This window comes from Paenibacillus sp. NMA1017, assembly GCF_058895805.1.
The window spans coordinates 308,197-332,709 of the sequence record NZ_JBZXYR010000002.1; the positions used below are offsets into that span (position 1 = coordinate 308,197).

A 24,513-nucleotide genomic window follows, 5' to 3' on the forward strand; every position below is an offset into this window, starting at 1 on the left:
TAGTCTCTACTTAAAAACGTGCTTTCAATTGCTCCAGTTCTTGTATTACTCGTCCCAGTACACCATTAACAAATTTACCGGATTCCTCGGTACCAAAGTGCTTCGACAACTCAATCGCTTCATTAACAGCTACCTTGGCTGGAACATCCTCACGGAAAATCATCTCATATGCCGCAAGTCTCAAAATTTGACGATCTACACGTGAAAGTCTGCTGATCTGCCAGCCTTTAAGATAATCCACCAACAGCCCATCAATGGCTTCCTTGTGCTCCCACGTACCACGCACATGCTCCAAAACATACGCTCTTAACACTGCTGCATTTTTAACGACAACTTCCGCTTCGTTTTCCTCAGCGGCTTCCTGAAGCAACATGTCCACGGCTGCTGCCGCATCCACTTCATTCATTTCCATATGGTACATACTCTGTACCGCTAATTCCCTCGCCAGACGTCTTTTCATGCCCTGCCTCCTACGCTTGCCTATATCTATTTTTCATTCTAACCAATTTCCACAAAAAAACCTGTGAACGCATCCTCCAAAACGTTGGGCGCAAAGAAGCTACAGCTCTATTTTGGAGAACACGTATCACAGGGTTCATTTAAAAGGACGCCAACGCCGCGACAACCAATCGCCCCATTCCTTCCAAGGGAGGAATGAACCGAGCGCTGAATCGCTACGTCTTCCTAGCGTATATCCGATGAACACCATCAATGCAAAGAACAACATATTCCAAAAGCCTGCCCACAAATATATAAAACCGAAAAAAATACCAGCCGTGATCCCCATGATCCGGCCCTTGTAACTTCCCCATATTTCTTTCCAGGGCATCAGGGAAAATCACCTCTATTCCACACGACTCTTAAAGCTGGGTGACTGAGAAACATTAGCGATGTACACCGACACATTGGACACAGGAATTCCTGTAATTTCTTCCACATGATCGTGTACCCCCTTTTGTACCTCGGAGGTTAACACCGGAATGGAGCTTTCCCCGTCTACAACCGCCCGAATCGTAATATCAAGTCCCGAATCCAACACGCGAACGCGTGCTTTCAAATCCTGCATCCCGCGAAATCGGGAAGCTGCTTTGAGGCACAGATTTTCAATGGTATCCACTGAAATCTGAATGTCACCGTATTCCGTTCGTTGATCAATAGAATGCTGTACGGTTTGGTTCCGTCGAATAGAGATATAAAAAAAACGAAGACTCAATAACAACAGAACCCCTGCAATAATCAGGCTGGTAAACCACACTACTCGCTCATCCTCAATACTTAAAGCATACGGAACGGCTCCGCTCAGGAGGAGGATGGCGAGAATGGAAATAATTCCGATACTTAAGCTGTACAAGAACAGCAGAAGTCTGTCCATAACTTTAGCCACGAAACGCACAGCCTCCTTAAATTAGAGTAAACCCTCGACCCATAAGGGTCGGGGGTTTGTACAAAGTATCGCTCTATTTAACCCGTCCGGCGCCCAGCACTTCCGGCTCTTCTACTTTTTCGGCATTTTTGAATTGAACATCATGAATTTGCACGTTCACTTCAACAACGTTAAGGCCTGTCATGTTCTCAATCGAACGCTTAACATTATGCTGAATAGCAGCAGCCACCTCAGGCAGACGGTTACCGTACTCAATAATGACGGATACGTCTACAGCAGCTTCACGCTGTCCGACTTCCACTTTTACACCTTTAGATAAATTTTTGCGTCCTAGCAGTTCGGCAAACCCACCAGCAAATCCGCCACTCATTCCCGCTACACCCGGTACCTCAACGGTAGCCAGTCCGGCAATGACTTCAATAACTTCTGGAGCAATTTGAATTTCCCCAATTTCTGTACGTTCGAATTCGGTTGGCACTGTGCTCATACCTTCAACACCTTTCGGTCAAAATAAGTTTCATTCCAGCTTTGGATCTCAAAGCAGACATGCTCACTTATTATCCATACTATATCATTTGGCGTTCATTATGACAAACTGAGGAAATATACCGATTAAACTTCGTTTTCCTCCAAAAATTTAATATCAAAATCGCCTTTAATAAAGGTCGGATGCTCTAGCAAGCGCTGATGAAAAGAAATCGTTGTGGGGATGCCCTCAATAGCAAACTCAGACAAAGCCCGCTTCATTTTGGCAATTGCATCCTGCCGTGTAGGTGCCCACACAATCAGCTTGGCGATCATAGAGTCATAATAAGGAGGAATGCTATAACCTGGATATGCTGCGCTGTCTACCCGTACTCCAGGACCGCCTGGAGGCAGATAAAATCCGATTTTACCCGGTGCAGGCATAAAATTACGATCCGGGTCCTCAGCGTTAATACGGCACTCTATCGCCCAACCATTGATGGTGACTTCTTCCTGCGTAAAGGAAAGCGGATGTCCTTCAGCGACAGAGATCATTTCCTTAATCAGGTCTACGCCGGTAATCATTTCTGTTACGGGATGTTCTACCTGAATACGTGTATTCATTTCCATGAAATAGAAATTATTGTCCGGGCCGAGCAAAAATTCGAGAGTACCTGCACCAGAGTATTGAACGGCCAAAGCTGCACGAACAGCTGCCTGGCCCATTTCTTCACGGACATCCTGCGAAAGTACAGGACATGGTGCTTCCTCCAACAACTTCTGACGACGACGCTGCACAGAGCAGTCCCGTTCGCCCAAATGGGCAACATTACCATGCTTGTCCGCTATGATTTGTATTTCCACATGTTTCATACCGGTCAAATATTTTTCTAGGTACACACCCGCATTGCCAAATGCTTTTTGCGCCTCCTGCTGAGCGGTAGTGATTTGCTGAATTAGGTTATCCTCATCTTCGGCGATACGAATACCTTTACCTCCGCCACCTGCTGTGGCCTTGATAATTACCGGATATCCGATATCACGTGCGATGCTGATCGCATCCTGCAAATCCTCAACCAACCCATCTGAACCCGGAATAACCGGAACTCCGGCATCCTTCATGGTCTGCTTGGCTACGGCCTTATCTCCCATTTTGTTAATGGCTTCAGGAGAAGGACCAATAAATGTAATATTACACGATTCGCAAATTTCAGCGAAGTCTGCGTTTTCCGCCAAAAATCCGTAACCTGGATGAATGGCGTCACATTCAGTTAATGTAGCAACGCTCATCAGATTCGTAAAATTAAGGTAGCTGTCCTTAGATAGCGTCGGTCCGATACAGTAAGCCTCATCTGCGAGACGCACATGTAACGAATCCTTATCAGCTTCCGAATATACAGCAACTGTCGAAATATTCATTTCGCGGCAAGCGCGAATGATACGAACCGCAATTTCTCCACGATTCGCAATCAATACTTTTTGAAATGTCATGACTTTATCCTCCCTGGGAGCAGTCTTGCCGAACCCTCAAAAGAGGGTACAAACAAGCTTTTTACTCCGGTTTCACAAGGAACAATGGCTGGCCATACTCGACCAACTGTCCGTTTTCGGCCAAAATTTCCACAATTTCGCCCTTCACTTCAGCTTCCAGCTCATTCATCAGCTTCATCGCTTCAATGATACATACCGTTGTTTTTTCGCCCACTTTGCTACCGATACTCACATACGGAGCCGTATCCGGAGATGAAGAACTATAGAAAGTGCCTACCATCGGAGATACGATTTTATGTAGATTACTTGCATATTCCCTCGGTTCCCCAGCAGTTGTAGATCCAACATCGGACTGTACTTGTGGATTTGGAATAACAGCTTGTGGTGCCACTGCATAAGCAGGTGTTGCCACAGGAGCCTGTACTGTAACGATCTCGCTTTTGCCCGGTTTACGGATCAACAGGCGAGTTCCTTCATTTTCAATTTCAAGCTCATGCACAGACGTTTCATCCACCAGCTTGATCAATTCCTTAATCTCGCTTAATTTAAACATCTCTATTAATCACTCCTTCAGCATTTTGCCGGTTGCTGATTACATTGTTGAAACAGCTTTATGTATTATATCACAATCATTAAAAATAGAAAGAGCCCGGAATAATGCAGAACTCCGGGCTTTTTCGCGTTTTTTGTCTTATTGTGTAACATACTGGACACTGATCTTATCCTGCGTTACGTTCAGTTCCTTCATGACTTTATCGACAATTGTTACCGCTTGCTTAGCATCCAATTTTTCACTCAGAACCACTACTTTGTATTTATCAGCATCTTCCTCACGGACGACCGCATTGGCGAACTGCTGCTGAAGCTCTTCTTCTATTCCAGTAATTTTTGCCTGCTTATCTTCAAGTACATGTAATTCCTTTTGAGCCTCAGCAGCTTTCTTTGGTGTGCTGTCGTTCATTGCGGTAGTCAGTTCATCATTTTTCTTCTGATTTTCCACGTCCCGTTCCAGCAAATAGTTGTCAATCACAGCTGCTGCTGTAGGTTGGGCAGCTTGATCGGTTGCCACTTGATCCAGTACCTGCTGGTCGGTTTTGGCTGTAGAGGCTGCTTTGTCGTCACTTTGTGCTGTCGCGTCCGTCTTAGTCGCAGTTGTGTTTTGATCGGATGTCGCCGGTTCAGTCGTAGGGGTAGCTGTCGTATCTTTATCGCCTTTTGAGTTTTCTGTTGCTGGGTCCGTTGTGGAAGCCGTATCCGACTTTGTGGAAGTTGCTGATGCTCCATCAGTTACTTCTCCATTCGTCACCACTTCATTTACCTTCAGTTCGTTCAATTGTTCCTCTGCCTTCGTCGTTGCTTCCTGTGCGGCATCCTGCTTAACCTTGCTCACTTGCTCACTATCGGCTACTGGCGGATTTGCCGGGCTTGAGTCCTCCGTAAACAAATAATATGCAGACAGTACCACCATTAAACTCAGCATGGACACCAGCCAAACGGTTTGTCTTTTATTATTCATGTTCCGTCCTCCATTTTCATTAATGGTTTAAAATATAAACTTCTTTGTTCCCCAATTCCAAATTATCCCTGCTTACGCGGAACGACTGAAATTTTGTAGGAAGGTACATTGAGTCCCTTCTGTACAGCATCGACAATTAGCTGCTTCACTGTAGGGTTTTCTGCCCCCATAGCCACAACAAGCACTCCCCTCACCTGCGGTTTTACTTTTTTGGTCACAATCGGGGTGTGCTGACCACCTGACGACTCATAGGTGACAATCTCGCCATCACGTGTATATTGAGTAGTGTGCCGTTGTCCACCATTGGCGTCTGTCTCGTTGTTCTCTTCCTGCATGTCTTTTACATTGCGTTGAACGATAACTTCTTCGGTGGAGTCTACCGTAACCATGACATCAACGGTTCCTACGCCAACAATCTGCTCAAGCATCTGTTTCATATTGTCCTCAAAAACCTTCTCGATCCCGGCAAAGGAACTTTCTTCACCTGTTGTTGTCTCTAACGTAGGCTCATTTTTCATCACACCAGGCGGCTCACGCCCTACGTTTTCTGGATCGACCTTTTTCACATTAACGAATGAATTGAAAAGCATGATCGCTACACCGATAAGGCCAAGAATAAGCAGCCAACGAAATGAGTTGAACCTTTTCGCCCCATCCGCCCCTCCACCCAGCCATTGCTCCAGCTTTTTCAACCATTTGCTCATTTCTGCTCACCTCCTGTTACCATTCATGTGTTCCAGCCTGCGAAGAAACCACCTGAATATTTTTGCTGTCTATTCCCCATTTTTCACGTAGAAGTCCTGTAATTAAGCCAAAAGCTTTCGTATCCGTTGGCTTTCCGTCCTCAGCAGTTTTATCAGGTTTACGATCATCTTCTCGCGTTCCTTCATTTAAGTCTGAAGTTTTTGCATGTGTCGGCTCCACACGAATATTCACTGTCTTTTCAGCTACAGGCTCCACCATAATTGGTTTGGCATCTGCACTAGGCGAGACGTCTGTGTTTTTCTTTTCTTTTTCTGGCTGCTGCTCCGCCAATTTGACCACTACCGACTGGACACCCGTTCCTGCCTCCAGCCCCGATTCCTTTTGTTGAATCTTTGCAAGAGTAACCTGGACCGACTGAATTGCTAACCCAGTATACTGTTCCAATTGTCCTTTCATTTCCTTAGCTACCTCTTTGCCAGCCCATTGCATGGAGCTTTGTTCTTGCTGTTGCTTTAACTTGCTGCCTTTTGCCAAAATCTCCTCCAATGTCGGTTCCCTCTTGCCTGTCTCAGCCTGACGTTGGAGATCCAATGCTCGCCCTAGAACCTCAGAGGGGCTGCTGCTCAGTAAGCGCACGACCGGTGATAGCAACGTCAGCAGAATAAGCAGGCTAAGAACGAGTTTGACATACCTTTCCATAGATCGGCTCGGTAAGATCATATCGACAAAAGAAGCCAGCAACACGATAAGCACCAGTTCCTTAAGCCAGCCTCCCAGCCAGGTCACGTCACTCCCCTCCCCCCTTGTTGGTTTACGTGCATTGGTTCACCTCATCATGACCGTCATATTTCCTGCTGCGAGCATGATTGTAATCGCAAGGAAGGACATTAATCCCACTGCCGCCAGTGCAGCGAAAACATAAATCATGCTCTTACCGATCGCATCCAGACATTCCACGATAGGCGTATCACCCAAAGGCTGCATGATTGCTGCTGTCACTTTATAAATGAGAGCCAGTGTCAGAATCTTGAGAGCAGGAAATGCGCACAGGAACAAAATAATAATGACTCCTACCAGACCAATGGCATTTTTAACGAGCAGCGAAGCCGAAATGACTGTATCTGTCGCATCTGCCAACGCCTTGCCGACCACCGGAACAAAGCTACCTGTAATATATTTGGCTGTGCGGATCGTTAATCCGTCAGTAACTGACGATGTCAAGCCTTGGACCGAAATGACTCCTAGAAAAATGGTCAGCAGCACTCCCAGCACTGCTACTCCAGCGTTCCGCAACAGATCGGCTAGCTGGGTCAGCTTGTATTTGCCTGTCAGCGAGTTGACCAAGTACAGCACAGCCGAGAAGAACAGCAGCGGGAAAACCAGCGTATGAATGACTGTTCCGACCGTGTTGATCATAAATACAATCAGCGGGTGGGTCACCGAAACTGTTACGACGTTACCCATCGAGGCTAACATGGTGAACAGCAAGGGCAACATTGCCATCATGAAGTGAATCATGCTATCAATCGCTTCTTTGGCATAACCAATCGCTACACTAAAGCTATTAATCGCCAAAATGATAATAACCATGTATACGATAGCGTAGGCCACTTTGCTGACCTGTTTGCTTTCAAAAGCGCTTTGCAGCGTTTCCAGCACCATACTCATAATGCTGAGCATGACAATGGTGACGAGCAACTTGGCATTTACTCGGATTTCATGGATGAAAAAATCAGCTATAGCGCTTAATACACCCTTTATGCTGAACCCTTCACCGCCTGGAAGCAGCATGTCCATGAAGGAAGGCGTTTTCTGATCAGGGAAAAATCCGCCGTATTGCTGCATGAGCCCGTCCCAATAATGTTCTACTTCATCTTTGGGCATTTGCTCCGCCTGCTGTCTGATCCATTCGTTTGTCGGTGTATCTGCAAAGATGAACGCAGCCGAGGCACACCAGAGACATAGCAGCAACATCGCAATTACCTTGAGATTCGGCATGCCCCCCAGCCTTTTCATGGCATCACCCCCTCAGGCGGGCATCAGCTTCAGAATGGTATCTATAATAATGCTGATAATCGGGATTGCGAGCACCATAATGAGTACCTTTCCGGTAAGCTCAATTTTGGAAGCAATCCCGTCTTGTCCTGCATCCCGAACGACTTGCGCTCCAAATTCAGCAATATAAGCGATACCGATTATTTTCAAGACGGTTTTAAAATAGATCATATCCATGCCTGAAGACCGGGCCAATCGCTCCAGTACAGCAACCACAGATCCGATCTTGCCAATCAGCAGCAAAAAAATGACGATGCCTGCAGCTGTTGCAATCAAAAAGGCAAACATCGGTTTCTGTTCCTTAATGACTAAAATGAGGACTGTGGCAATGAGGGCAAAGCCCACTACCTGAATGATTTCCATGTGTCCACCTACTGAAAAAGAAAGATAGATTTGATCTCTTGCAGAAGGTTATCCAGCATTCGCACCACCATGAACAGGACCACGACGAAACCGATGACCGTTACCCAGTGGGCCATGTCTTCTTTGCCCATTTGCTTTAATACGGTATGAATCATAGCGATAATAATGCCAATTCCGGCAATCTGGAAAATTGCGTTCACTTCTAAATTCATTCGAGCACCCCGCTAATAGATCAAAATGACGATCAATGCTCCGATCAGCAGTCCCAGGCTCCTGCTCATACGCTCGTACCTCACCTGATCTGCCTGCGCCTGCGCTTCCTCATGGGATAACTGCTGGATGGTCAACGCAATGTGCTTGATCTGGTCTTCACGGTCGCTGGTTCCAAGACTGTAGGCAAGCTGCCGCATCGCTTCCTTCTCGGCTTGCTTCATAGAGGAACGGCTCCACGAGTCTTCAATAGCTTTATGCAAGCTTTCTCTGGCAGTCAGGCCAAAAGAGGGGTGCATCCAGCGTGAGGCTTGCTGAAACAGAGTGCGTAGCGGCTCTCGCAAGGGCTCTCCTGTCTTGGCGAAAGCATCTGGTAGCGGAGACACCCCGTAGGAAACCTCGGTGGTCAGTCTTTGCAGCGCAAGAATCAACTCCCTGATTTGCCGCGGCCTCATCGCAAACTGCCTTGCCCGCTGCCAACCTGCCAGCGTAGCGGCCAGTATAACCAAGGCTGCACCCAGCAGCTTAAGCATAGGAGATGCCCCCATTCTGCCCTTCTCCAGACAGTGTAAGCCTGCGTTGCTTGGCATCTGCCAGTCGGAATGAGACGCCCCGGCTCGTCCGCTCCAGCATGACGTAGAGTTGAAACAGCTCTTGTCCTGTAGTTAATCCAGCAAAAGCAGACCGGGTCGCCATTTCAGCCACATCGCGACCATGTGCGGAAGCAATGACTGCAATGCCTGCATGAAGCGCTTCGCGCACCGCCTCCGCATCTTCCGGTCGTCCGATTTCATCAACAATGAGGACATCCGGTGACATCGAGCGGATCATCATCATCATGCCTTCTGCTTTCGGACATCCGTCCAATACATCGGTGCGAGGCCCGACATCAAAACCGGGGATACCTTTGTGACTACCAGCGATCTCAGAGCGTTCGTCTATAATGCCTACCTTGAGTCCATTCCGTCGCACCCCATTGCTTTCCATCCCTCCGTAACTGAGTTGCCGAGCCAAGTCCCTAAGCAGTGTTGTTTTGCCATGCTGAGGAGGGGACAAAATCAGGGTATGCCGGATTTTCCCGGACATTCGATCTGCTACATAAGGCAATATCCGATCAGCTATGCCGGGAATTGCACGCGCAATTCTTACATTAAAGCTGCTTATATCCCTCAAATGCTCCACTCGCCCTCGGTTAAGCACGGTTCTCCCTGCCAAGCCAATACGATGACCGCCAGGGATCGTAATAAACCCTTTACGAAGCTCCTCTTCCATCGTATAGAGGGAATGATTGCTGATAAAATCCAGCAGTCGGTGGGCATCCTCACGGTCAGGCTTATAGGCTTCCACATGGTTCAAAGTCAGCTGACCAGCAGACGTTACAAAATGATGTTCACCATTTGCATTAATTTCCAACGGCCTTCCTTCCCTGACCCGGATTTCTTCCAGTTGCTCAAATACCGTTTCTGGAAGCCTTCCGAGTATACCGTGCAACGGTTCGGGAAATAACTCCAGCCATTCCATACCGATGCAGCCCCCTCACAGTTGTCCTTTTTCTTTAAGACAAGTCTATGGTTGACTCTCGCTTTTTATGCCGAAAATATATTGAAAACCTAGACAAACTTTTGCTAACTCCTATCAACGCTCAACAGACCTTTCCCCCGCTTGTTTAAGCACCATTCTCTAATTCGTACAAATAAAAAAGGGCCTCTCAAAGCCTTGTCGGCTAAGGGAAACCCTTGGGTAGAAAAGATAGATTCAGCAAAAAAAAAGAGGCTGCCCCTCAGTCTAACTCTCACTGATGGAACAACCTCTTAACCTACTGCTGTATTCTATGATTTATCAAACTATAAATAGAGGGCATATAATGTATCAACCTTTACCTGTCATTAAGCATCGTTCACATTAGACATATTCAGTGTCTAGATCACGTTGCAGTTATTAACGACGGTCTTGCGGTCCACCCACAAACGCTTGCTCCTCGGTGTCCAGGTTATAAGCTGTATGCAACGCCTGAATAACCTCATGAAGTTTACCCGCTTCAATTACACACGATACTTTGATTTCAGATGTGCTTACCATTTTAATGCTAACGCCTTGCTCTGCCAGTACAGCAAACATTTGCGCAGCAACACCCGGATGGCTAACCATTCCTGCACCTACAATGGATACCTTCACCAGGTTTTCCTCAGACGTTACTTCACGGTATGGAAGCTCCCCACGAATACCTTCCAGCGTCTTCAGTGCTGCTTCACGATCCGTCAGAGCTACTGTAAAGGAGAAATCCGCTTTACCAGCTTCAACCCCGCTCTGTACAATAATGTCTACATCAATTTTAGCTGCCGCCAGTGTTCCAAATACTTTTGCCAGTACGCCGGGGATATCGGCGACGCCCAGAATGCTGATTCTTGCTACATTTTTATCATATGCAATTCCACTGACTACAACGCCTTGTTCCATTACTGCATCCTCCTTTACGACCGTTCCTTCATTATGGTTAAAACTGGACCGCACAATCAGCGGTACCCGATTATGTTTGGCATATTCTACCGCACGAGGATGCAATACAGCTGCACCCAGATTAGCTAATTCCAACATTTCATCATAAGAAATTTCTTTTAGCTTACGAGCAACCTTCACAATCCGTGGATCTGTTGAATATATGCCATCCACATCCGTGTAAATTTCACAGGCATCCGCTTGAATCGCCGCCGCCAGCGCAACTGCCGTCGTATCAGATCCACCACGTCCTAGCGTCGTAATGTCTCCCTCGGCAGACATCCCTTGGAAACCAGCTACAACAACGATCTTATTGCTGCTCAGTGCATCCAGCACACGCTGAGGTTGAATATCCGTAATCCGTGCTCGACCAAAGTCAGATTCAGTACGGAAACCAGCCTGCCATCCTGTAAACGATACCGCTTCATGACCCAACTGCTGAATTGCCATCGACAACAAAGCGATTGAAATTTGCTCACCTGTCGTCATCAACATATCCAACTCACGTGCAGGCAACTGCTCATTCAACAATTTGGCCTGGTCAATCAGTTCGTCTGTCGTGTCTCCCATTGCGGAAACGACCACTACACATTGATGCCCTTCACTCTGTTTCTCCACAACGCGTTTTGCCACGCGTTTCATGCGCTCCGTGTCACCGACGGAACTGCCTCCGAATTTCATGACATACAAAGACAACGATATTCACTCCCTCAGACTCAACAGTATGTAACCTAGAGATGGCACCAAACGACTTGAACGTGACATCCTGCGGCATAACTTTAGTACAGTATAATACGAAAGTGCTGTGCGGAGCCATTGTTTTTTAATATTAGTGCTTATAAAAATATCCCCTGCCCTTAACGAGGACAGAGGAAATCTAAAAGCTGCAAATTTTATGCGCGAGACATGTATTTGCCGTCACGTGTATCAATTAACAATACGTCATCTTGGTTAATGAACAAAGGAACTTGAACATTCAAACCCGTTTCCAATTTGGCATTTTTGGTAGCACCTGTAGCCGTATTACCTTTAATACCCGGTTCTGTTTCGATTACTTTGAGTTCCACACTGGTTGGCAGGTTAATACCCAGAATTTCTCCGTTGTAGCTTACGATATTTACATTCATGTTTTCTTTCAGGAAGTTAAGCTCCCATTTCAGTTGATCGCTGGACAATGTGAATTGATCATATGTTTCGTTATCCATGAATGTATGATCGTCTGCACTAGCGTACAGATAAGACACACCACGATTTTCGATTTGCGCCCGACCGATCGTTTCACCGGCACGGAATGTACGTTCAACGGTGTTACCGTTACGCAAGTTTTTCAACTTGGAGCGTACAAATGCTGCACCTTTACCCGGTTTTACGTGTTGGAAATCCAGCACCGTAAAAATATCTCCGTCTACCTCGACGGTCAAACCTGTTTTAAAATCATTAACGTTAATCACTAAAATACCCCTCCTACAGGACTGTTATCGTTATTAAACGACTGTAAATTCTTTGCTCGAATGTGTTAATACTTTGATGCCGCTATCTGTAATAACGATATCATCCTCGATCCGTACACCGCCCAGTCCAGGCACATAGATACCTGGCTCGACCGTTACCACCATACCCGGCTCCAGAATATCATCACTCGCCTTCGACAGACGTGTAGATTCATGTACTTCGAGCCCCAGACCATGACCTGTACTGTGCCCGAAATTGTCTCCATAGCCATGGCTCGCAATAATATCCCGGGTCAGTGCATCCGCTTCACGGCCTGTCATGCCCGGCTTAATATGTTCGAGTGCGTGAAGCTGCGCTTTAAGTACAATATCGTAGATCTCACGCAGCTGGGGCGCTAAATCCCCTTGTGTAGCCACTGTACGTGTCAAATCGGAGCAGTAGCCATCCAGCAACGCACCAAAATCAAACGTAATTAGCTCGCCTGCTTGTACTAACTTAGCACTGGCTACGCCATGAGGCAATGCCGAACGGACCCCGGAAGCCACAATCGTGTCGAATGAAGAGGATGTAGCTCCCTGCTTGCGCATGAAGAATTCCATTTCCAGATCCAGCTCACGCTCGCTGACACCTGGCTTGATGTAAGGTAAAATGTGGGTAAAAGTAGCATCTGCCAAATCCGCTGCCCGCTGCATCACTTCCAGCTCTTCTGCATCCTTGTACACCCGTAACTTCTCTACAATGCCCGATACCGGAACCAGTGAAATAGGTGACAAATCTTCGCTATAAGCTTTATGCGTCGCAACAGTTACAGCGTCTTGCTCGAAGCCTGTTTCGCTGATCTGATGGGAAGACAGCAATTCTTTCACCGTTTCCATGACCTGTGCAGCGTGCTGCACCACCGTGAAGCCTTCGGCTTGTTCGGTCGCTTGCGTCATATAGCGAAAGTCAGTCAGCAAATAGCTATGGGATTCCGTAATCAGCACATAACCCGCCGAACCTGTGAAGCCTGTCAAATATCGACGATTGACAGGGCTAGTAATTAGCATAGCCCGCAGATTATGCTCGCCCAGCGCCTGCCGCAGCTTTAACACCCGGTCATTCTTCATCTTTCATTCCGCTCCCCTCTGTCAAATAACCAAATGCTATTTTAACACAGGGAATAGGCGCTTGAGAAGTTTTTGTTACGTTCAGCCCTCAGCTTTCTCAGGCTCGCGCTTTCTTTCATCCGTATACTCGACAGCAACAGTATATCCGATAAATAGTCCCCACAGCATAAACACACAAATTTCCGTATATAAGGAATTCCATGTTAACCGATTAGGAGGATTCATCATCCCTAGCTTAGGACCTGTTAATACAAATAAAACAACCCACCAAATCAGGCCATATACAATTCCGGGTAAAGGACCCCTAAATCTGCGCAGCAACAAAGTGTACACCAGTGAAGCTACGACGGATAATGCAATAAAAAACAGTAGCCCTACCAGGTGCCCCGCCATGGTGTTCATAAACGAATGCTTGAAAAAAGGCTCTGCGAGAAAGCCAGGCGCTACTACGGTAAAGTGCAACTTATAAAACAGCCAACGCAGCAATCCCCAGAGCAAACCCGCAAAAAAACCCAACTCAAGTGCAAAAGGAATGAGAGGCGTATGTATTTTTCCAGACTGCTGCCTGCCTCCACCACTGTCGTTATGATTACGTTGATCCTGAGATTCGCGAGACTGCTCCTGTTCATGGCCTATCTTGGGTATAGAGTAGGTTTCACTCATGTTGTTTAATCCCCTTTCAAGATGCAAACTTTTTCACATCGTAAAGACTATTGCAATCGGAAATGCATGTACTTCCATCGGATTCTGTATTCCCATTTTGCTAGGTAGTATGCTCAAAAGGAGGATAGTTTAACAATGAACCGGAATGCTGAATAATAGCAGCTTACCAGTTAAGCGTTCGGACCCGTTTTTACATTGACAAAATTTCAATCCTCTATCATAATATAATGATGAAAATGATAATCATTATCATTTTCTAAAAACATATATACGGGAGAACGCTTCTATGAAAAAGGGATTAATCGGGATTTTATTGTTAATGATTTTTACGCTCACTCTGGCAGGTTGCGGAGCAGCCGACAAAGCATCGGATAAAGATCAGGCAGCCACGTCGGGTAGCAAACCGACTGACACAGCGACCGGTCCTGTGACGGTAAAGCATAATCGTGGTGAGATCACGCTCAACAAGCCCGCACAGCGTGTCGTAGTACTGGAATGGACATTTACAGAGGATTTGATTGCATTGGGCGTTCAGCCGGTTGGTAATGCAGACAATGCCAACTACAAGGTGTACGTGACACCCGAGGCGGCTCTGGATAATAGCGTGGTCGATGTAGGCACGCGTAACGAGCCGAATCTGGAAGCGATTGCTGCATTGAAGCCGGATTTGATCATTTCTAATGTTGATGGGAATGAAGCTATCTATGAGCAACTCAAGGCCATCGCTCCGACGATTGAATATAATCTGAACGATGGTAACGGCTACGACTATGATAAGATGGTAAAGATTTTTAATAGTATCGCAGTCGCTCTTGGAAAAGAGGATAAAGCTAAGCAGGTGCTTGCCGATCTGGATCAGCATTATGCCGAAGCCAAACAAAAGCTCGCCGCTGCAGACAAGTCGGATTTTCATTTTATACTGACACAGGCTTTCACTTCGCAAAATGCAGCCAGCCTGCGTATGTTTTCAGATAATTCAGTCGTCGTGGGAACACTGGCGAAGATCGGTTTGGTTAACGATTGGAAACCGAGCAAGGTTGAATCGTATGGCTTTTCAACTGTAGGCATTGAAGCTCTGTCAGCCGTTCAGGACAGTAACTTTATCTATATTGTGCAGCCGGACGATAATGTTTTCGGCTCATCTATGGAAAATAATTCTGTATGGAACGGTTTGAAATTCGTCAAAGAAAAACGTACTTATCCGTTGGCCAGTACAACGTGGACATTTGGCGGCCCTCTCTCATCAAAAGGACTAGTTGACCAGGTTGTTGGGGCAATTACACAATAGGTTGTCATTCGGTTTTATAATGATTTAGCATTTATGTGAGCAGACTGACGCTCCATAAATGCTTTTTTTTATAAGCCAGTGGTTACACCAGTTTCATCTAACTAGATATTCCCTTCCAAATTCGATACAATATACAAAAAAGCATGTATTAAGAGAGGTGAGACGGTTGTCACAAGCATCCAAGCCTGTGAGCTACGGCGGTCAGGCAGTCATTGAAGGTGTCATGTTCGGCGGCAAGCGTGTCAATGTCACGGCAGTTCGCCGCAAAACTGGCGAAATCACATATTTGGAAGTACCACGCAAGGAGCAATCCTGGGTATCCAAATTCCGCAGAATTCCTTTATTGCGGGGGATTGTAAGCATCATCGACTCCAGCGCCAAAGGTACCAAGCACTTAAACTATTCAGCCGATGCGTATGCTGATGATGAAGTAGATCCGGAAGAACGCGCTGAGCAAAAGAAAAAAGAAGAATCTCGCTGGAGTCTGAGTATGATGATCGGTGTGGCGGCGGTCGGTATTTTGTCATTCCTGTTTGGCAAAATTGTATTGACTCTCGTTCCGGTTATTGTAGAGAATTTCCTGTTCGGTAGCTTGTTTCACAGCCAAATTTTGCATAACCTCGCAGAAGGAGCTATTAAGCTGATTCTGCTGCTGGCTTATTTGTGGGGTATTTCCCAAACTCCGTTAATTAAACGATTGTTTCAATATCACGGTGCAGAGCATAAAGTAATTACGGCATTCGAAGCTGGGGAAGAACTAACTCCGGCCAATGTGCAAAAATACAGTCGTCTACATTACCGCTGTGGTAGTAGCTTTATTATGCTGACTGTGATCATCGGGGTGCTTGTCTATTCCTTATTTACCTACGATAATCTGTGGGAACGTATGGGGCAACGGCTTCTACTGCTTCCGATCGTACTGGGGCTTTCTTTTGAATTTCTCAAGCTGACCAATGCTCTTCGTGAAATTCCGGTACTTCGTTATTTAGGTTACCCCGGTCTATGGCTGCAACTACTTACCACCAAAGAACCGACTGATGATCAAGTGGAGGTATCTATTGCCTCATTTAAGCGTATGCTTGAATTGGATGCTGAGTTGGAAAATGTACCTGTAGAGGAGACCTTCAACAGTCCGGTCCTTGATCCTGTGAAAGGATGAGTGAATAATGAACAGACATGCCGTTATTTTCTGGCTTACCCTTGCTTTGGGTGCATATGGGATTGTGGATATGCTATGGAGAGGAAGCTGGGGCTTTCTCATGAGTTTACTAATTCCCGTCCTTGTTTTTGCAGTTATATTTCTGCTATACAAATACCTGCCAGGACAACGCAATCGTACTCCCAAAATCAAACCCTCTATGCGTACCATGGCCAAAACAACCAACGCACGTAAGCAGCAGACTACAGGCAAGCGCAAAGCGTATCCTTTTCATGTGATTGAAGGTTCTAAGGGGAAGAATGAAGAAGAACAACCTAAATATCATTAATGATAATCATCCTTAAAAATGTAGCACAAAGGAGCCATCACCCGCGTATTCAAATATGACCGGGGAGGGGCTCCTTTTTTACACCCTTTTAAATTAACTTTAACTGCGAGTTAGTGTTTATTTCATAGCGTACATGGTATCCTTCATCAATTGGTACTTGCTATACTGCTGCTGGTAAGAAGTGATGCTCCATTTGTGGAAAAAAGCATCCCCTGCCTGCACACCGGAAGCATACAACAAATCACTTTGCTCTGTAGAAATGTTAAATTGTGCAGTGCGGATACCCAATGTTGGAATTTTAATCGTCCGATACCGATTCTCCTGCTCAATATATCGTTCATCATGTGCTGATAGCATGGTATCGAAAATAGCCTGCAGCATGGTCAATGGACCCCGTATATAAGAAACTTTGGTCTCCGTCCCCGTTTTGCCCACCATTTGAAACCCTACCGTTGGAATCGTTTTGGCCTCACGTTCATTTACAGGCTCATCAAAAAGCCACAAAGGCAAATTGCTTAGTAAAGCCCCATCAACTACAAATACAAATTGCTGGGAAAAGGTTTTTCCCTTGGCAAGTGCAGAATCAAGCCTTAACATAACGGGATCAAAAAAATAAGGGATACTCGTGCTCATCCGAATGGCCTTGGCTACCTCCAGTGAAGAGGGATTGATACCAAAACGTTTGATATCCTCAGGAAGCACCAGAATGCGTCCATTCGTGATATCTGATGCAATAATGCGCAGTTTGCCAGGAGGTAAATCCGCAAACGTACGCACTCCCTTAGCTCGTAGCAGCTCACGTACCCAGTGCTCCAGTGCCTCCCCTGAGTAGAGACCTTTTTTAAGAAAGATACGAGCTGCTGGTCCAACCCATTTAATATTGAACACTGGAGAACGTCGTAACAACTTGACCAAGGGGGTTTTCTCAATTACGACTTTCATTTCATCCGCAGAGTATCCCGCAGCCAATAAAGCAGCTACAATAGCACCTGATGATGTACCTGCCAAACGATTGAATACAATTCCATGCTCCTCTGCAGCCTTAACTGCACCCGCCAGCGAAATTCCCTTAACCCCTCCACCCTGGAACACAGCATTGATCAGCATAGATCAAAAAACCTCCGTTCTCTTGGGAGTAAGCAGTTCTACTGCTTATCTATGAGAACGGAGGCCCAAATAGAACCTATATGATCCAATTTATATCACATTTGATAATAATTTTGAAGAAGCTGAATGAGTCCGTATGGATTTTTACGCAAATGCTGTGCACTAAAGTATATATCCCCTTTGACCTGTTTATAATCTTCGTTCAGTTCAAGCTGCTTAATTAGCTCTTGAGCCGTTTGCCAGCCCTTTTCAGGGGTGCCGATTTTATACGGAGAATGACCGATATACAGCTTAACATCTGAATTTTTGACCTCATTGGACCACCATGCGACGAGCTTGTCATAACCCGCCGCCGGGAAACCGATACTCCAGTAAATTTGTGGAGCTACATAATCAATCCATTCCTTGTTAATCCAGGTTCTTACATCCGCAAACGTCGTATCATACGCTGTAACGCCTGCCTTCGTGTCTGAACCGGTTAAGTCCTGAGATTTGTTGCGCCACACTCCAAATGGACTAATCCCGAATTGAACTTTCGACTTGCTGGCATGAATGCTTTTGCCTAAATCACGAACAAAACTGTTCACATTATCTCTGCGCCAGTCGCCCTTGTTAGAGATTTTGTTGGCATTATATGCTTTGAAGGTCGCATCATCATCAAAAGTCCCGCTGTAAGGATAAAAATAATCGTCCAAATGGACGCCGTCAATATCATATCCGTTCACGACCTCCATAATCGCCGCAATGACATGCTGACGTGCAGCCGGAATTCCTGGATTGATGTACAATTGGCTACCATTCTTAACAATCCAGTCCGGGTGTTGATTAGCCACATGGCTTGCAGCCAAACCGCTGGTTGTTCCTGTTGAATTCGCACGGAACGGATTAAACCAGGCATGGAATTCCATCCCTCGCTTATGCGATTCGCTAATCATAAATTTCAAGGGATCATAGCCGGGATTTTTACCTTGGGTGTTGGTCAAATACTTGCTCCATGGTACGAGACTCGAAGGATAGAGCGCATCACCGCTGGCACGAACCTGGACAAATACCGCATTGATGCCCATCCCCTGCAAATCATCGAGCATTTTAGTAAATTCCTGCTTTTGCTTCTCGGAGCTGCTCCGGGCAGAGGAAGAAGGCCAATCTCCATTAATGGTAGAAATCCATGCCCCACGCATGGAAGTTGAAGCCTTTACCTGAACAACATTTGCCTGTGAAGAACTTGTACCGTCCTCACTAGTAGACGTTGATGGTGAAGTAACAACCGCCTGCTCATCATCGATGGCTCCCTGATCTGTACTTACACTGCCCTGATTGCCAGATGCAGACGTATCTGATATGGAGCCACTGCTTCCCGCAGAAGTGTTCCCGCCATTAGAGACACCTTCCTTACCACTGCTTAGCGTGATGACTCGCTCTGAAGCTTGCCAATCCACTTTTAATCCCAGCTCTTCCCCAACAAAACGCAGAGGCACCATGACTCTTCCGCTTGTCATACGGGCAGATGCATCCAGTCGAACTGACTTGCCATTCACCGTAGCGCTTTGTGCACCGTTCTCCATAGATATATTTTTGTTCTGTGCTGTAATCGTTACCGTACCGGACGATTCCGACCAGTTGACCTGAGCGCCCAATCCCTCACTAATCACTCGCAAAGGAACCATTGTAACATTGGCTCCCTGTACAATATACGGTGACGCGTCACTTTGCAGGGACTGTCCGTCCAATATAATATCAATATCACCAGTTGGAGCTGCTTGAACTCCAGGAACGATGGCAGTCTGCACTGCTAAGAGTAGACCTGCAGCCAACGCCACTATTTTCTTTCGATTCATATTATTACAATCCTCCGCTAACCTTGTTAATTTTAACCCCTATCTTGTCCTGCTATATAATGGATAGACGCTAAAAACCGGATGTTTGTTGCGGTCGGGACAAATAAAAAAGCATCGTCCGTAAGGACAGATGCTTTTAGGAATCTCCACTCAATTCCTTGTGTATGTCATAAAGCTGGCGCAAGCGATCTTCATCCCGACGAAAATATTCAACCAATGTTTCGATACGGGTGATGGAATCCCAGCTCAAATGATGCTCAATACCTTCCACATCTTTATATATCAGGTCCTTGTCAACCCCAATCATATCCAGAAATTGCTCTAATAACTGATGGCGATCAACCAACCGTTTGCCGACCTTTTTCCCTTTCGGTGTCAAAATCAGTCCCCGATACTTCTCATATACAAGATAATCGTCCTTATCCAACTTCTGAATCATTTTGGTGACGGACGAAGGATGCACCTCTAAACCCTCTGCGATATCCGAGACACGAGCATATCCCTTCTCATCAATCAGTTGGTAAATGCGTTCCAAATAATCTTCCATGCTTGGCGTTGGCACTTGTTTCCCTCTTTTCTGTTATTGAACGGGCGCTTACCGCCTTCATTTCCTGCGTTAAACCTACTATGTAATGATACATGTTATCATTGCCCATTGGCAAGTCTCATCCCTTGACTCACAGCTATTGCCACGATTTGTTCAATTTAAGCCGGGCACACTAATATCGTCGTCCTGTATCGTTTATTTCTGCGGCAATATTTTAAAGTTGGACACCAGAGCACTGTGGATTTATTTCGAAAGGAGCGTTAGCCATGTCTACGCTTGAGCGTACTCCTGTCCAAACCAGAGGAACCAAGCCTTTCTTGCCTGACCTGGTGTTTTTTGAGCCAGACGCACTGAATTATCCCAAGGGCCAGCGTATTATGGAATGGGTTAAAGCCAAGGATATTCCATATCGGATGACTACCTCTCACAACCGAATTACCAATTTACCAGGTGAAACCGAAGTTGAAAAGTACCGAATGGCAAAAAAAACTTTGGTAGTTGGTATCCGTAAAACGTTAACTTTTGACCAATCCAAGCCCTCTGCCGAATACGCTATCCCCATTTCGACTGGTTGTATGGGGCACTGTCACTACTGTTATTTACAAACAACCTTGGGAGCAAAGCCGTATATTCGTGTATATGTCAACACTGACGATATCTTATCAGCAGCTAAAGCTTATATCGAGGAGCGTACGCCTGAAATTACCCGTTTTGAAGCGGCTTGTACCTCCGATCCGGTTGGTTTGGAGCATATCACCGGAACGCTTGGAGACTTGATTCGTTTCATGGCAGATGAGGAATTTGGTCGTCTGCGTTTTGTTACTAAATATCATCATGTTGATCCATTGCTGGATATTAAACATAATGGTCATACTCGCATCCGCTTTAGCATTAATTCCGATTATGTTATTAAACAGTTTGAACCTGCAACCTCACGCTTTAATGAACGTATTGAAGCTGCAGGCAAAATCGCACGAGCCGGTTATCCACTGGGATTTATCATTGCACCCATCATCTGGTATGACGGCTGGGAAGAAGGTTACGGCGAGTTGCTGCGCAAATTGGGAGAAACATTGCCCCAGCATGCTACAAAAGACTTGACGTTCGAATTAATTCAGCATCGCTTCACCAAAACATCCAAAGCTGTCATCGAGAAACGTTATCCGAAAACCAAGCTGGAGATGGACATAGAGAAACGCAAGAAAAAATGGGGTCGCTGGGGACAAAACAAATATGTTTATCCCGATGAACAGCAAAATGCACTGCGAGAGTTTATCACAGAGCGCATTTTTGAACATTTTCCTTTAAGTCGTATTGAGTATTTCACATAACTAGCATCCAATCCGGGGTAATCCGTTGTAAAAACAACGTTACATCGGTCATATGATCCGTTACCAGTAAAATGCCAGTGATAACAAGTAGTGTGCCACCTGTTTTGATGAGGATGGAGGTATAGCGAGAGGATAGCCGAACAGAGCCTACCAGCAAAGCTAATACAAAAAATGGAATCGCAAACCCAAGCGCATAGCCTGTAATCAGTTTGAACCAAATGTGATGCTCTACTGCCGCCAAAGCGATAATAGCTGTTAACATGGGACCGATACAGGGCGACCAGCCTGCCGCAAACCCAATTCCGATTACAAAGGAACCGGCGTACCCGGCAGGCTTCCATGTCCAGCGAAGCTTATGCTCCCTCATTAGAATCAAAGGACTTACCACACCAAGAGATACCAGTCCCATTAGTAAAATAAGTAACCCTGCTACCACTCTTAGCGTATCCCCATAATTGGCAAACCATTCTCCAAGCAACCCGACACTTGCACCCAGTGAATAGAAAACAACCGAAAAGCCCAGCACAAAAGCAAGTGTATGCCCCATCGTACGATAACGAACCTCGGCCTTATGCCGTCCTTCAGCCAGTTCACGCGCAGACATCCCTGTCATATACGATAAATAAGATGGATACAGCGGTAAACAACACGGTGAAAAAAAAGAAACCAGTCCGGCTACGATCGCCAATCCGGCGTTAATATCTGTCATCCTCATTTCCTCCCACCTGTCTTAAGTGAACACGAGCAAACAAGCCCTGCCTACTAAAACATACGTGTAGCGGGAGCAAAATATGATGCACGCCAAAAAGCGCATGCCCAAGAAGAATGATTCTCGGGCATACGCTCATTACTTTCTTTTATTTTACTAGCGTACTACTTTACAACTGCACCATTCGGCATACCTTCCGGTACGGTGGCGAGCGTAAGCTGATCTCCATGTGAAGCTGCCAAAATCATACCTTGCGACAGCTCTCCCCGAAGTTTCACTGGCTTAAGATTGGTCACACAGATCACCTTGCGCCCAATGATATCTTCAGGTGTATAAAACTTCGCAATCCCTGATACTACCTGCCGCTGCTCATAACCAAGATCAAGTTGGAGCTTCAACAGTTTATCGGCCTTCTTTACAGGCTCGCAGGCGACGACCTGAGCAACGCGCAGTTCCACCTTGGCAAAATCCTCAATGCCAATCTCTTCCTTTGCTTCCGGCGCTTCCTGGCTCGCCTCAGATGCATTCTGTGGTTGAACTTGTGTCGTAGCTTCCTCTGGTTTCTTACCTCCTGTCATTGCTTCCACGATAAAAGCAACCTCTTGCTCTGAATCCAGACGCGGGAAGATCGGATTACCTTTGACCAACTGCGTTCCTTCCGGAATACGACCAAACTGCTTGCCGCTATCCCATGTAGTCAGCTCACCTTGGCTAATACCGAGCTGTTCCCAAATTTTATGAGGAGCACGGGTTAAGAATGGCTGGAGTAAGATGGAAGCGATACGCAAGCTTTCTACCAAATGCAACATAACCGATGCCAATTCACGACGTTTTGCCTCATCCTTAGCCAAATTCCATGGTTGCGTCTCGTCAATATATTTGTTGCTGCGGCTAATAAATTGGCTAATCGCCGTTAATGCCACGGAAAACTCCATGTTTTCCATGGCTTCTTCTACTTTGCTATAAGTCGATGTTGCCATGTCTTCCAAAGCTCCGTCGAATGCCGTTACATTCGCTTCATAAGCCGGAACCTTGCCGTCAAAATATTTATCTACCATCGCCACGGTACGATTCAACAAGTTGCCCAGATCATTTGCCAAATCCGAATTAACTCGATCTACAAAACTTTCTGGTGTAAATGTTCCATCTGCCCCAAAAGGCACCTCGCGCAGCAAGTAGTATCGAAGTTGGTCCAGACCATAACGGTCAATCAACGTTACCGGGTCTACCACATTGCCTTTAGATTTCGACATTTTACCATCTTTCATGAGCAGCCAACCATGTGCAAATACTTTTTTAGGTAACGGAAGATCCAATGCCATCAGCATGATTGGCCAATATATCGTGTGGAACCGTACAATCTCTTTACCTACGATATGCACATTTGCTGGCCAGAATTTATCATACAGTTCGGTATTGGAAGAGCCATATCCCAAGGCTGTGATGTAGTTGGAAAGTGCGTCAATCCACACATACACGACATGCTTCGGATCGCCCTTCACCTTAATGCCCCAATCGAAGGTAGTACGAGATACGGCCAAATCCTCCAGACCCGGCTTGATGAAGTTATTGATCATCTCTTTTTTACGTGATTCCGGCTGGATAAACTGTGGGTTCTCTTCATAAAATTGCAGCAACCGATCAGCATACTTGCTCATACGGAAAAAGTAACACTCTTCCTTGACCAGTTCTACAGGGTGTCCACTATCCGGGCTTTTTCCTCCAGCCACATTGCCTTCGGCGTCCTTCACCACGTCAACCAGCTGTGTTTCTGTGTAGTACGTCTCGTCAGGAATGCTGTACCAGCCTTCGTATTCTCCCTTGTAAATATCGCCTTGTTTCAGTAAACGATCAAAAATTTCCTGTACGACAGCCTTATGACGTTCTTCCGTAGTACGGATAAAATCATCATTGGAAATGTCGAGCTTCCGCCACAGTTCTTGAATACCTGCCACAATATCATCTACGAAACGTTGCGGCGTTTTGCCTGCTGCACTCGCTTTCTGTTCAATCTTCTGACCATGCTCATCTGTACCTGTCAAATAACGCACTTCATAACCGCGTAGCCGCTTGTAACGGGCCATTGCATCTCCCGCAACTGTCGTGTAAGCATGACCTATATGTAGCTTGTCACTCGGATAATAGATCGGTGTTGTAATGTAAAATGTGTTCTCATTGGACATTGTGTATTGCCTCCTGTTTTGTTCACGGCAGCTCGATAAGACCTGCTGACATGATGGTACTCCAATTCATGGATTTGGCACAAATTGGGCACAAAAAAGACCCCCGCCCCTATGGGA

General features: G+C 46.1%; 27 protein-coding genes. 4 read left to right on the forward strand and 23 right to left on the reverse strand.

Features of this window, described 5'->3' with window-relative positions; genetic code table 11:
• Window positions 1-10 precede the first annotated feature (10 nt).
• The 18 genes from nusB to AC5ELV_RS06515 form a co-directional block, all read right to left on the reverse strand.
• Window positions 11-460 carry a transcription antitermination factor NusB gene (gene nusB / locus AC5ELV_RS06430; RefSeq protein WP_013310817.1) on the reverse strand — a complete coding sequence of 150 codons (450 nt, stop codon included), beginning with the start codon at window positions 458-460 and terminating at the stop codon, window positions 11-13.
• A 135-nt stretch (window positions 461-595) separates the two neighbouring features.
• Window positions 596-829, reverse strand: a complete 234-nt coding sequence (locus AC5ELV_RS06435) for a DUF2273 domain-containing protein (protein WP_493429553.1) — start codon at window positions 827-829, stop codon at window positions 596-598.
• Between the two features lie 15 nt (window positions 830-844).
• The gene (gene amaP / locus AC5ELV_RS06440; RefSeq protein ID WP_493429554.1) at window positions 845-1,384 is read right to left on the reverse strand and encodes an alkaline shock response membrane anchor protein AmaP; all 540 of its coding nucleotides are present in this window, start codon (window positions 1,382-1,384) and stop codon (window positions 845-847) included.
• 73 nt (window positions 1,385-1,457) lie between these two features.
• Window positions 1,458-1,871 carry an Asp23/Gls24 family envelope stress response protein gene (locus AC5ELV_RS06445; RefSeq protein ID WP_013310820.1) on the reverse strand — a complete coding sequence of 138 codons (414 nt, stop codon included), beginning with the start codon at window positions 1,869-1,871 and terminating at the stop codon, window positions 1,458-1,460.
• A gap of 125 nt (window positions 1,872-1,996) precedes the next feature.
• Window positions 1,997-3,340 (reverse strand): acetyl-CoA carboxylase biotin carboxylase subunit, encoded by a 1,344-nt coding sequence (accC, locus tag AC5ELV_RS06450; RefSeq protein WP_023989250.1) that lies wholly within the window; start codon window positions 3,338-3,340, stop codon window positions 1,997-1,999.
• 61 nt (window positions 3,341-3,401) lie between these two features.
• The gene (gene accB, locus AC5ELV_RS06455) at window positions 3,402-3,893 is read right to left on the reverse strand and encodes an acetyl-CoA carboxylase biotin carboxyl carrier protein (RefSeq protein ID WP_029517257.1); all 492 of its coding nucleotides are present in this window, start codon (window positions 3,891-3,893) and stop codon (window positions 3,402-3,404) included.
• 138 nt (window positions 3,894-4,031) lie between these two features.
• Window positions 4,032-4,856 (reverse strand): SpoIIIAH-like family protein, encoded by an 825-nt coding sequence (locus AC5ELV_RS06460; protein WP_493429555.1) that lies wholly within the window; start codon window positions 4,854-4,856, stop codon window positions 4,032-4,034.
• A gap of 62 nt (window positions 4,857-4,918) precedes the next feature.
• Window positions 4,919-5,560, reverse strand: coding sequence for a stage III sporulation protein AG (spoIIIAG, locus tag AC5ELV_RS06465; protein ID WP_029517255.1), 642 nt, complete (start codon window positions 5,558-5,560; stop codon window positions 4,919-4,921).
• A 16-nt stretch (window positions 5,561-5,576) separates the two neighbouring features.
• A complete protein-coding gene (gene spoIIIAF, locus AC5ELV_RS06470) occupies window positions 5,577-6,347 on the reverse strand; it encodes a stage III sporulation protein AF (protein WP_493429556.1) in 771 nt (256 codons plus the stop codon).
• A 39-nt stretch (window positions 6,348-6,386) separates the two neighbouring features.
• Window positions 6,387-7,577, reverse strand: coding sequence for a stage III sporulation protein AE (spoIIIAE, locus tag AC5ELV_RS06475; RefSeq protein ID WP_493429557.1), 1,191 nt, complete (start codon window positions 7,575-7,577; stop codon window positions 6,387-6,389).
• Between the two features lie 12 nt (window positions 7,578-7,589).
• Window positions 7,590-7,979, reverse strand: coding sequence for a stage III sporulation protein AD (spoIIIAD, locus tag AC5ELV_RS06480; RefSeq protein ID WP_025683336.1), 390 nt, complete (start codon window positions 7,977-7,979; stop codon window positions 7,590-7,592).
• A gap of 8 nt (window positions 7,980-7,987) precedes the next feature.
• Window positions 7,988-8,191, reverse strand: coding sequence for a stage III sporulation protein AC (gene spoIIIAC, locus AC5ELV_RS06485; protein WP_010345636.1), 204 nt, complete (start codon window positions 8,189-8,191; stop codon window positions 7,988-7,990).
• A 12-nt stretch (window positions 8,192-8,203) separates the two neighbouring features.
• Window positions 8,204-8,722: a stage III sporulation protein SpoIIIAB gene (gene spoIIIAB, locus AC5ELV_RS06490; protein ID WP_029517252.1), complete on the reverse strand. Its 519-nt coding sequence runs from the start codon at window positions 8,720-8,722 to the stop codon at window positions 8,204-8,206.
• Window positions 8,715-9,710, reverse strand: coding sequence for a stage III sporulation protein AA (gene spoIIIAA / locus AC5ELV_RS06495; protein WP_493429558.1), 996 nt, complete (start codon window positions 9,708-9,710; stop codon window positions 8,715-8,717). Before spoIIIAA ends, spoIIIAB begins: the two co-directional genes overlap by 8 nt.
• Window positions 9,711-10,127: 417 nt before the next feature.
• Window positions 10,128-11,381 carry an aspartate kinase gene (locus AC5ELV_RS06500; RefSeq protein ID WP_028540593.1) on the reverse strand — a complete coding sequence of 418 codons (1,254 nt, stop codon included), beginning with the start codon at window positions 11,379-11,381 and terminating at the stop codon, window positions 10,128-10,130.
• Window positions 11,382-11,578: 197 nt separating this feature from the next.
• Complete coding sequence (gene efp / locus AC5ELV_RS06505) at window positions 11,579-12,136, reverse strand: elongation factor P (RefSeq protein ID WP_029517249.1); 558 nt, start codon at window positions 12,134-12,136, stop codon at window positions 11,579-11,581.
• 33 nt (window positions 12,137-12,169) lie between these two features.
• Window positions 12,170-13,243: a M24 family metallopeptidase gene (locus AC5ELV_RS06510; protein WP_039270933.1), complete on the reverse strand. Its 1,074-nt coding sequence runs from the start codon at window positions 13,241-13,243 to the stop codon at window positions 12,170-12,172.
• Between the two features lie 81 nt (window positions 13,244-13,324).
• Window positions 13,325-13,906, reverse strand: a complete 582-nt coding sequence (locus AC5ELV_RS06515) for a YqhR family membrane protein (RefSeq protein WP_493429559.1) — start codon at window positions 13,904-13,906, stop codon at window positions 13,325-13,327.
• Window positions 13,907-14,192: 286 nt separating this feature from the next.
• Between AC5ELV_RS06515 and AC5ELV_RS06520 the strand changes: the two genes are divergently transcribed.
• The 3 genes from AC5ELV_RS06520 (at window position 14,193) to AC5ELV_RS06530 (ending at window position 16,681) form a co-directional block, all read left to right on the forward strand.
• A complete protein-coding gene (locus tag AC5ELV_RS06520) occupies window positions 14,193-15,194 on the forward strand; it encodes an ABC transporter substrate-binding protein (protein WP_493429560.1) in 1,002 nt (333 codons plus the stop codon).
• 166 nt (window positions 15,195-15,360) lie between these two features.
• Window positions 15,361-16,353 (forward strand): DUF1385 domain-containing protein, encoded by a 993-nt coding sequence (locus AC5ELV_RS06525; protein ID WP_493429561.1) that lies wholly within the window; start codon window positions 15,361-15,363, stop codon window positions 16,351-16,353.
• 7 nt (window positions 16,354-16,360) lie between these two features.
• On the forward strand, window positions 16,361-16,681 hold the full coding sequence (locus AC5ELV_RS06530; protein ID WP_493429562.1) for a hypothetical protein: 321 nt from the start codon (window positions 16,361-16,363) through the stop codon (window positions 16,679-16,681).
• Window positions 16,682-16,798: 117 nt separating this feature from the next.
• On the opposite strand, the gene AC5ELV_RS06535 is transcribed toward AC5ELV_RS06530, so the two are convergent.
• The 3 genes from AC5ELV_RS06535 to mntR form a co-directional block, all read right to left on the reverse strand.
• Window positions 16,799-17,788 (reverse strand): patatin-like phospholipase family protein, encoded by a 990-nt coding sequence (locus AC5ELV_RS06535; RefSeq protein WP_493429563.1) that lies wholly within the window; start codon window positions 17,786-17,788, stop codon window positions 16,799-16,801.
• A 95-nt stretch (window positions 17,789-17,883) separates the two neighbouring features.
• Window positions 17,884-19,626: a family 10 glycosylhydrolase gene (locus AC5ELV_RS06540; RefSeq protein WP_493429564.1), complete on the reverse strand. Its 1,743-nt coding sequence runs from the start codon at window positions 19,624-19,626 to the stop codon at window positions 17,884-17,886.
• A gap of 136 nt (window positions 19,627-19,762) precedes the next feature.
• Window positions 19,763-20,188: a transcriptional regulator MntR gene (gene mntR / locus AC5ELV_RS06545; RefSeq protein WP_044647270.1), complete on the reverse strand. Its 426-nt coding sequence runs from the start codon at window positions 20,186-20,188 to the stop codon at window positions 19,763-19,765.
• A gap of 251 nt (window positions 20,189-20,439) precedes the next feature.
• On the opposite strand from mntR, the gene splB reads away from it, so the two are divergent.
• Window positions 20,440-21,504, forward strand: a complete 1,065-nt coding sequence (gene splB, locus AC5ELV_RS06550) for a spore photoproduct lyase (protein ID WP_493429565.1) — start codon at window positions 20,440-20,442, stop codon at window positions 21,502-21,504.
• On the opposite strand, the gene AC5ELV_RS06555 is transcribed toward splB, so the two are convergent.
• Both AC5ELV_RS06555 and metG read right to left on the reverse strand, forming a co-directional pair.
• Window positions 21,497-22,213 (reverse strand): cytochrome c biogenesis CcdA family protein, encoded by a 717-nt coding sequence (locus AC5ELV_RS06555; protein WP_493429566.1) that lies wholly within the window; start codon window positions 22,211-22,213, stop codon window positions 21,497-21,499. The two genes, splB and AC5ELV_RS06555, sit on opposite strands and share 8 nt — an antisense overlap.
• A gap of 164 nt (window positions 22,214-22,377) precedes the next feature.
• Window positions 22,378-24,396, reverse strand: coding sequence for a methionine--tRNA ligase (metG, locus tag AC5ELV_RS06560; RefSeq protein WP_493429567.1), 2,019 nt, complete (start codon window positions 24,394-24,396; stop codon window positions 22,378-22,380).
• Window positions 24,397-24,513: the final 117 nt, after the last annotated feature.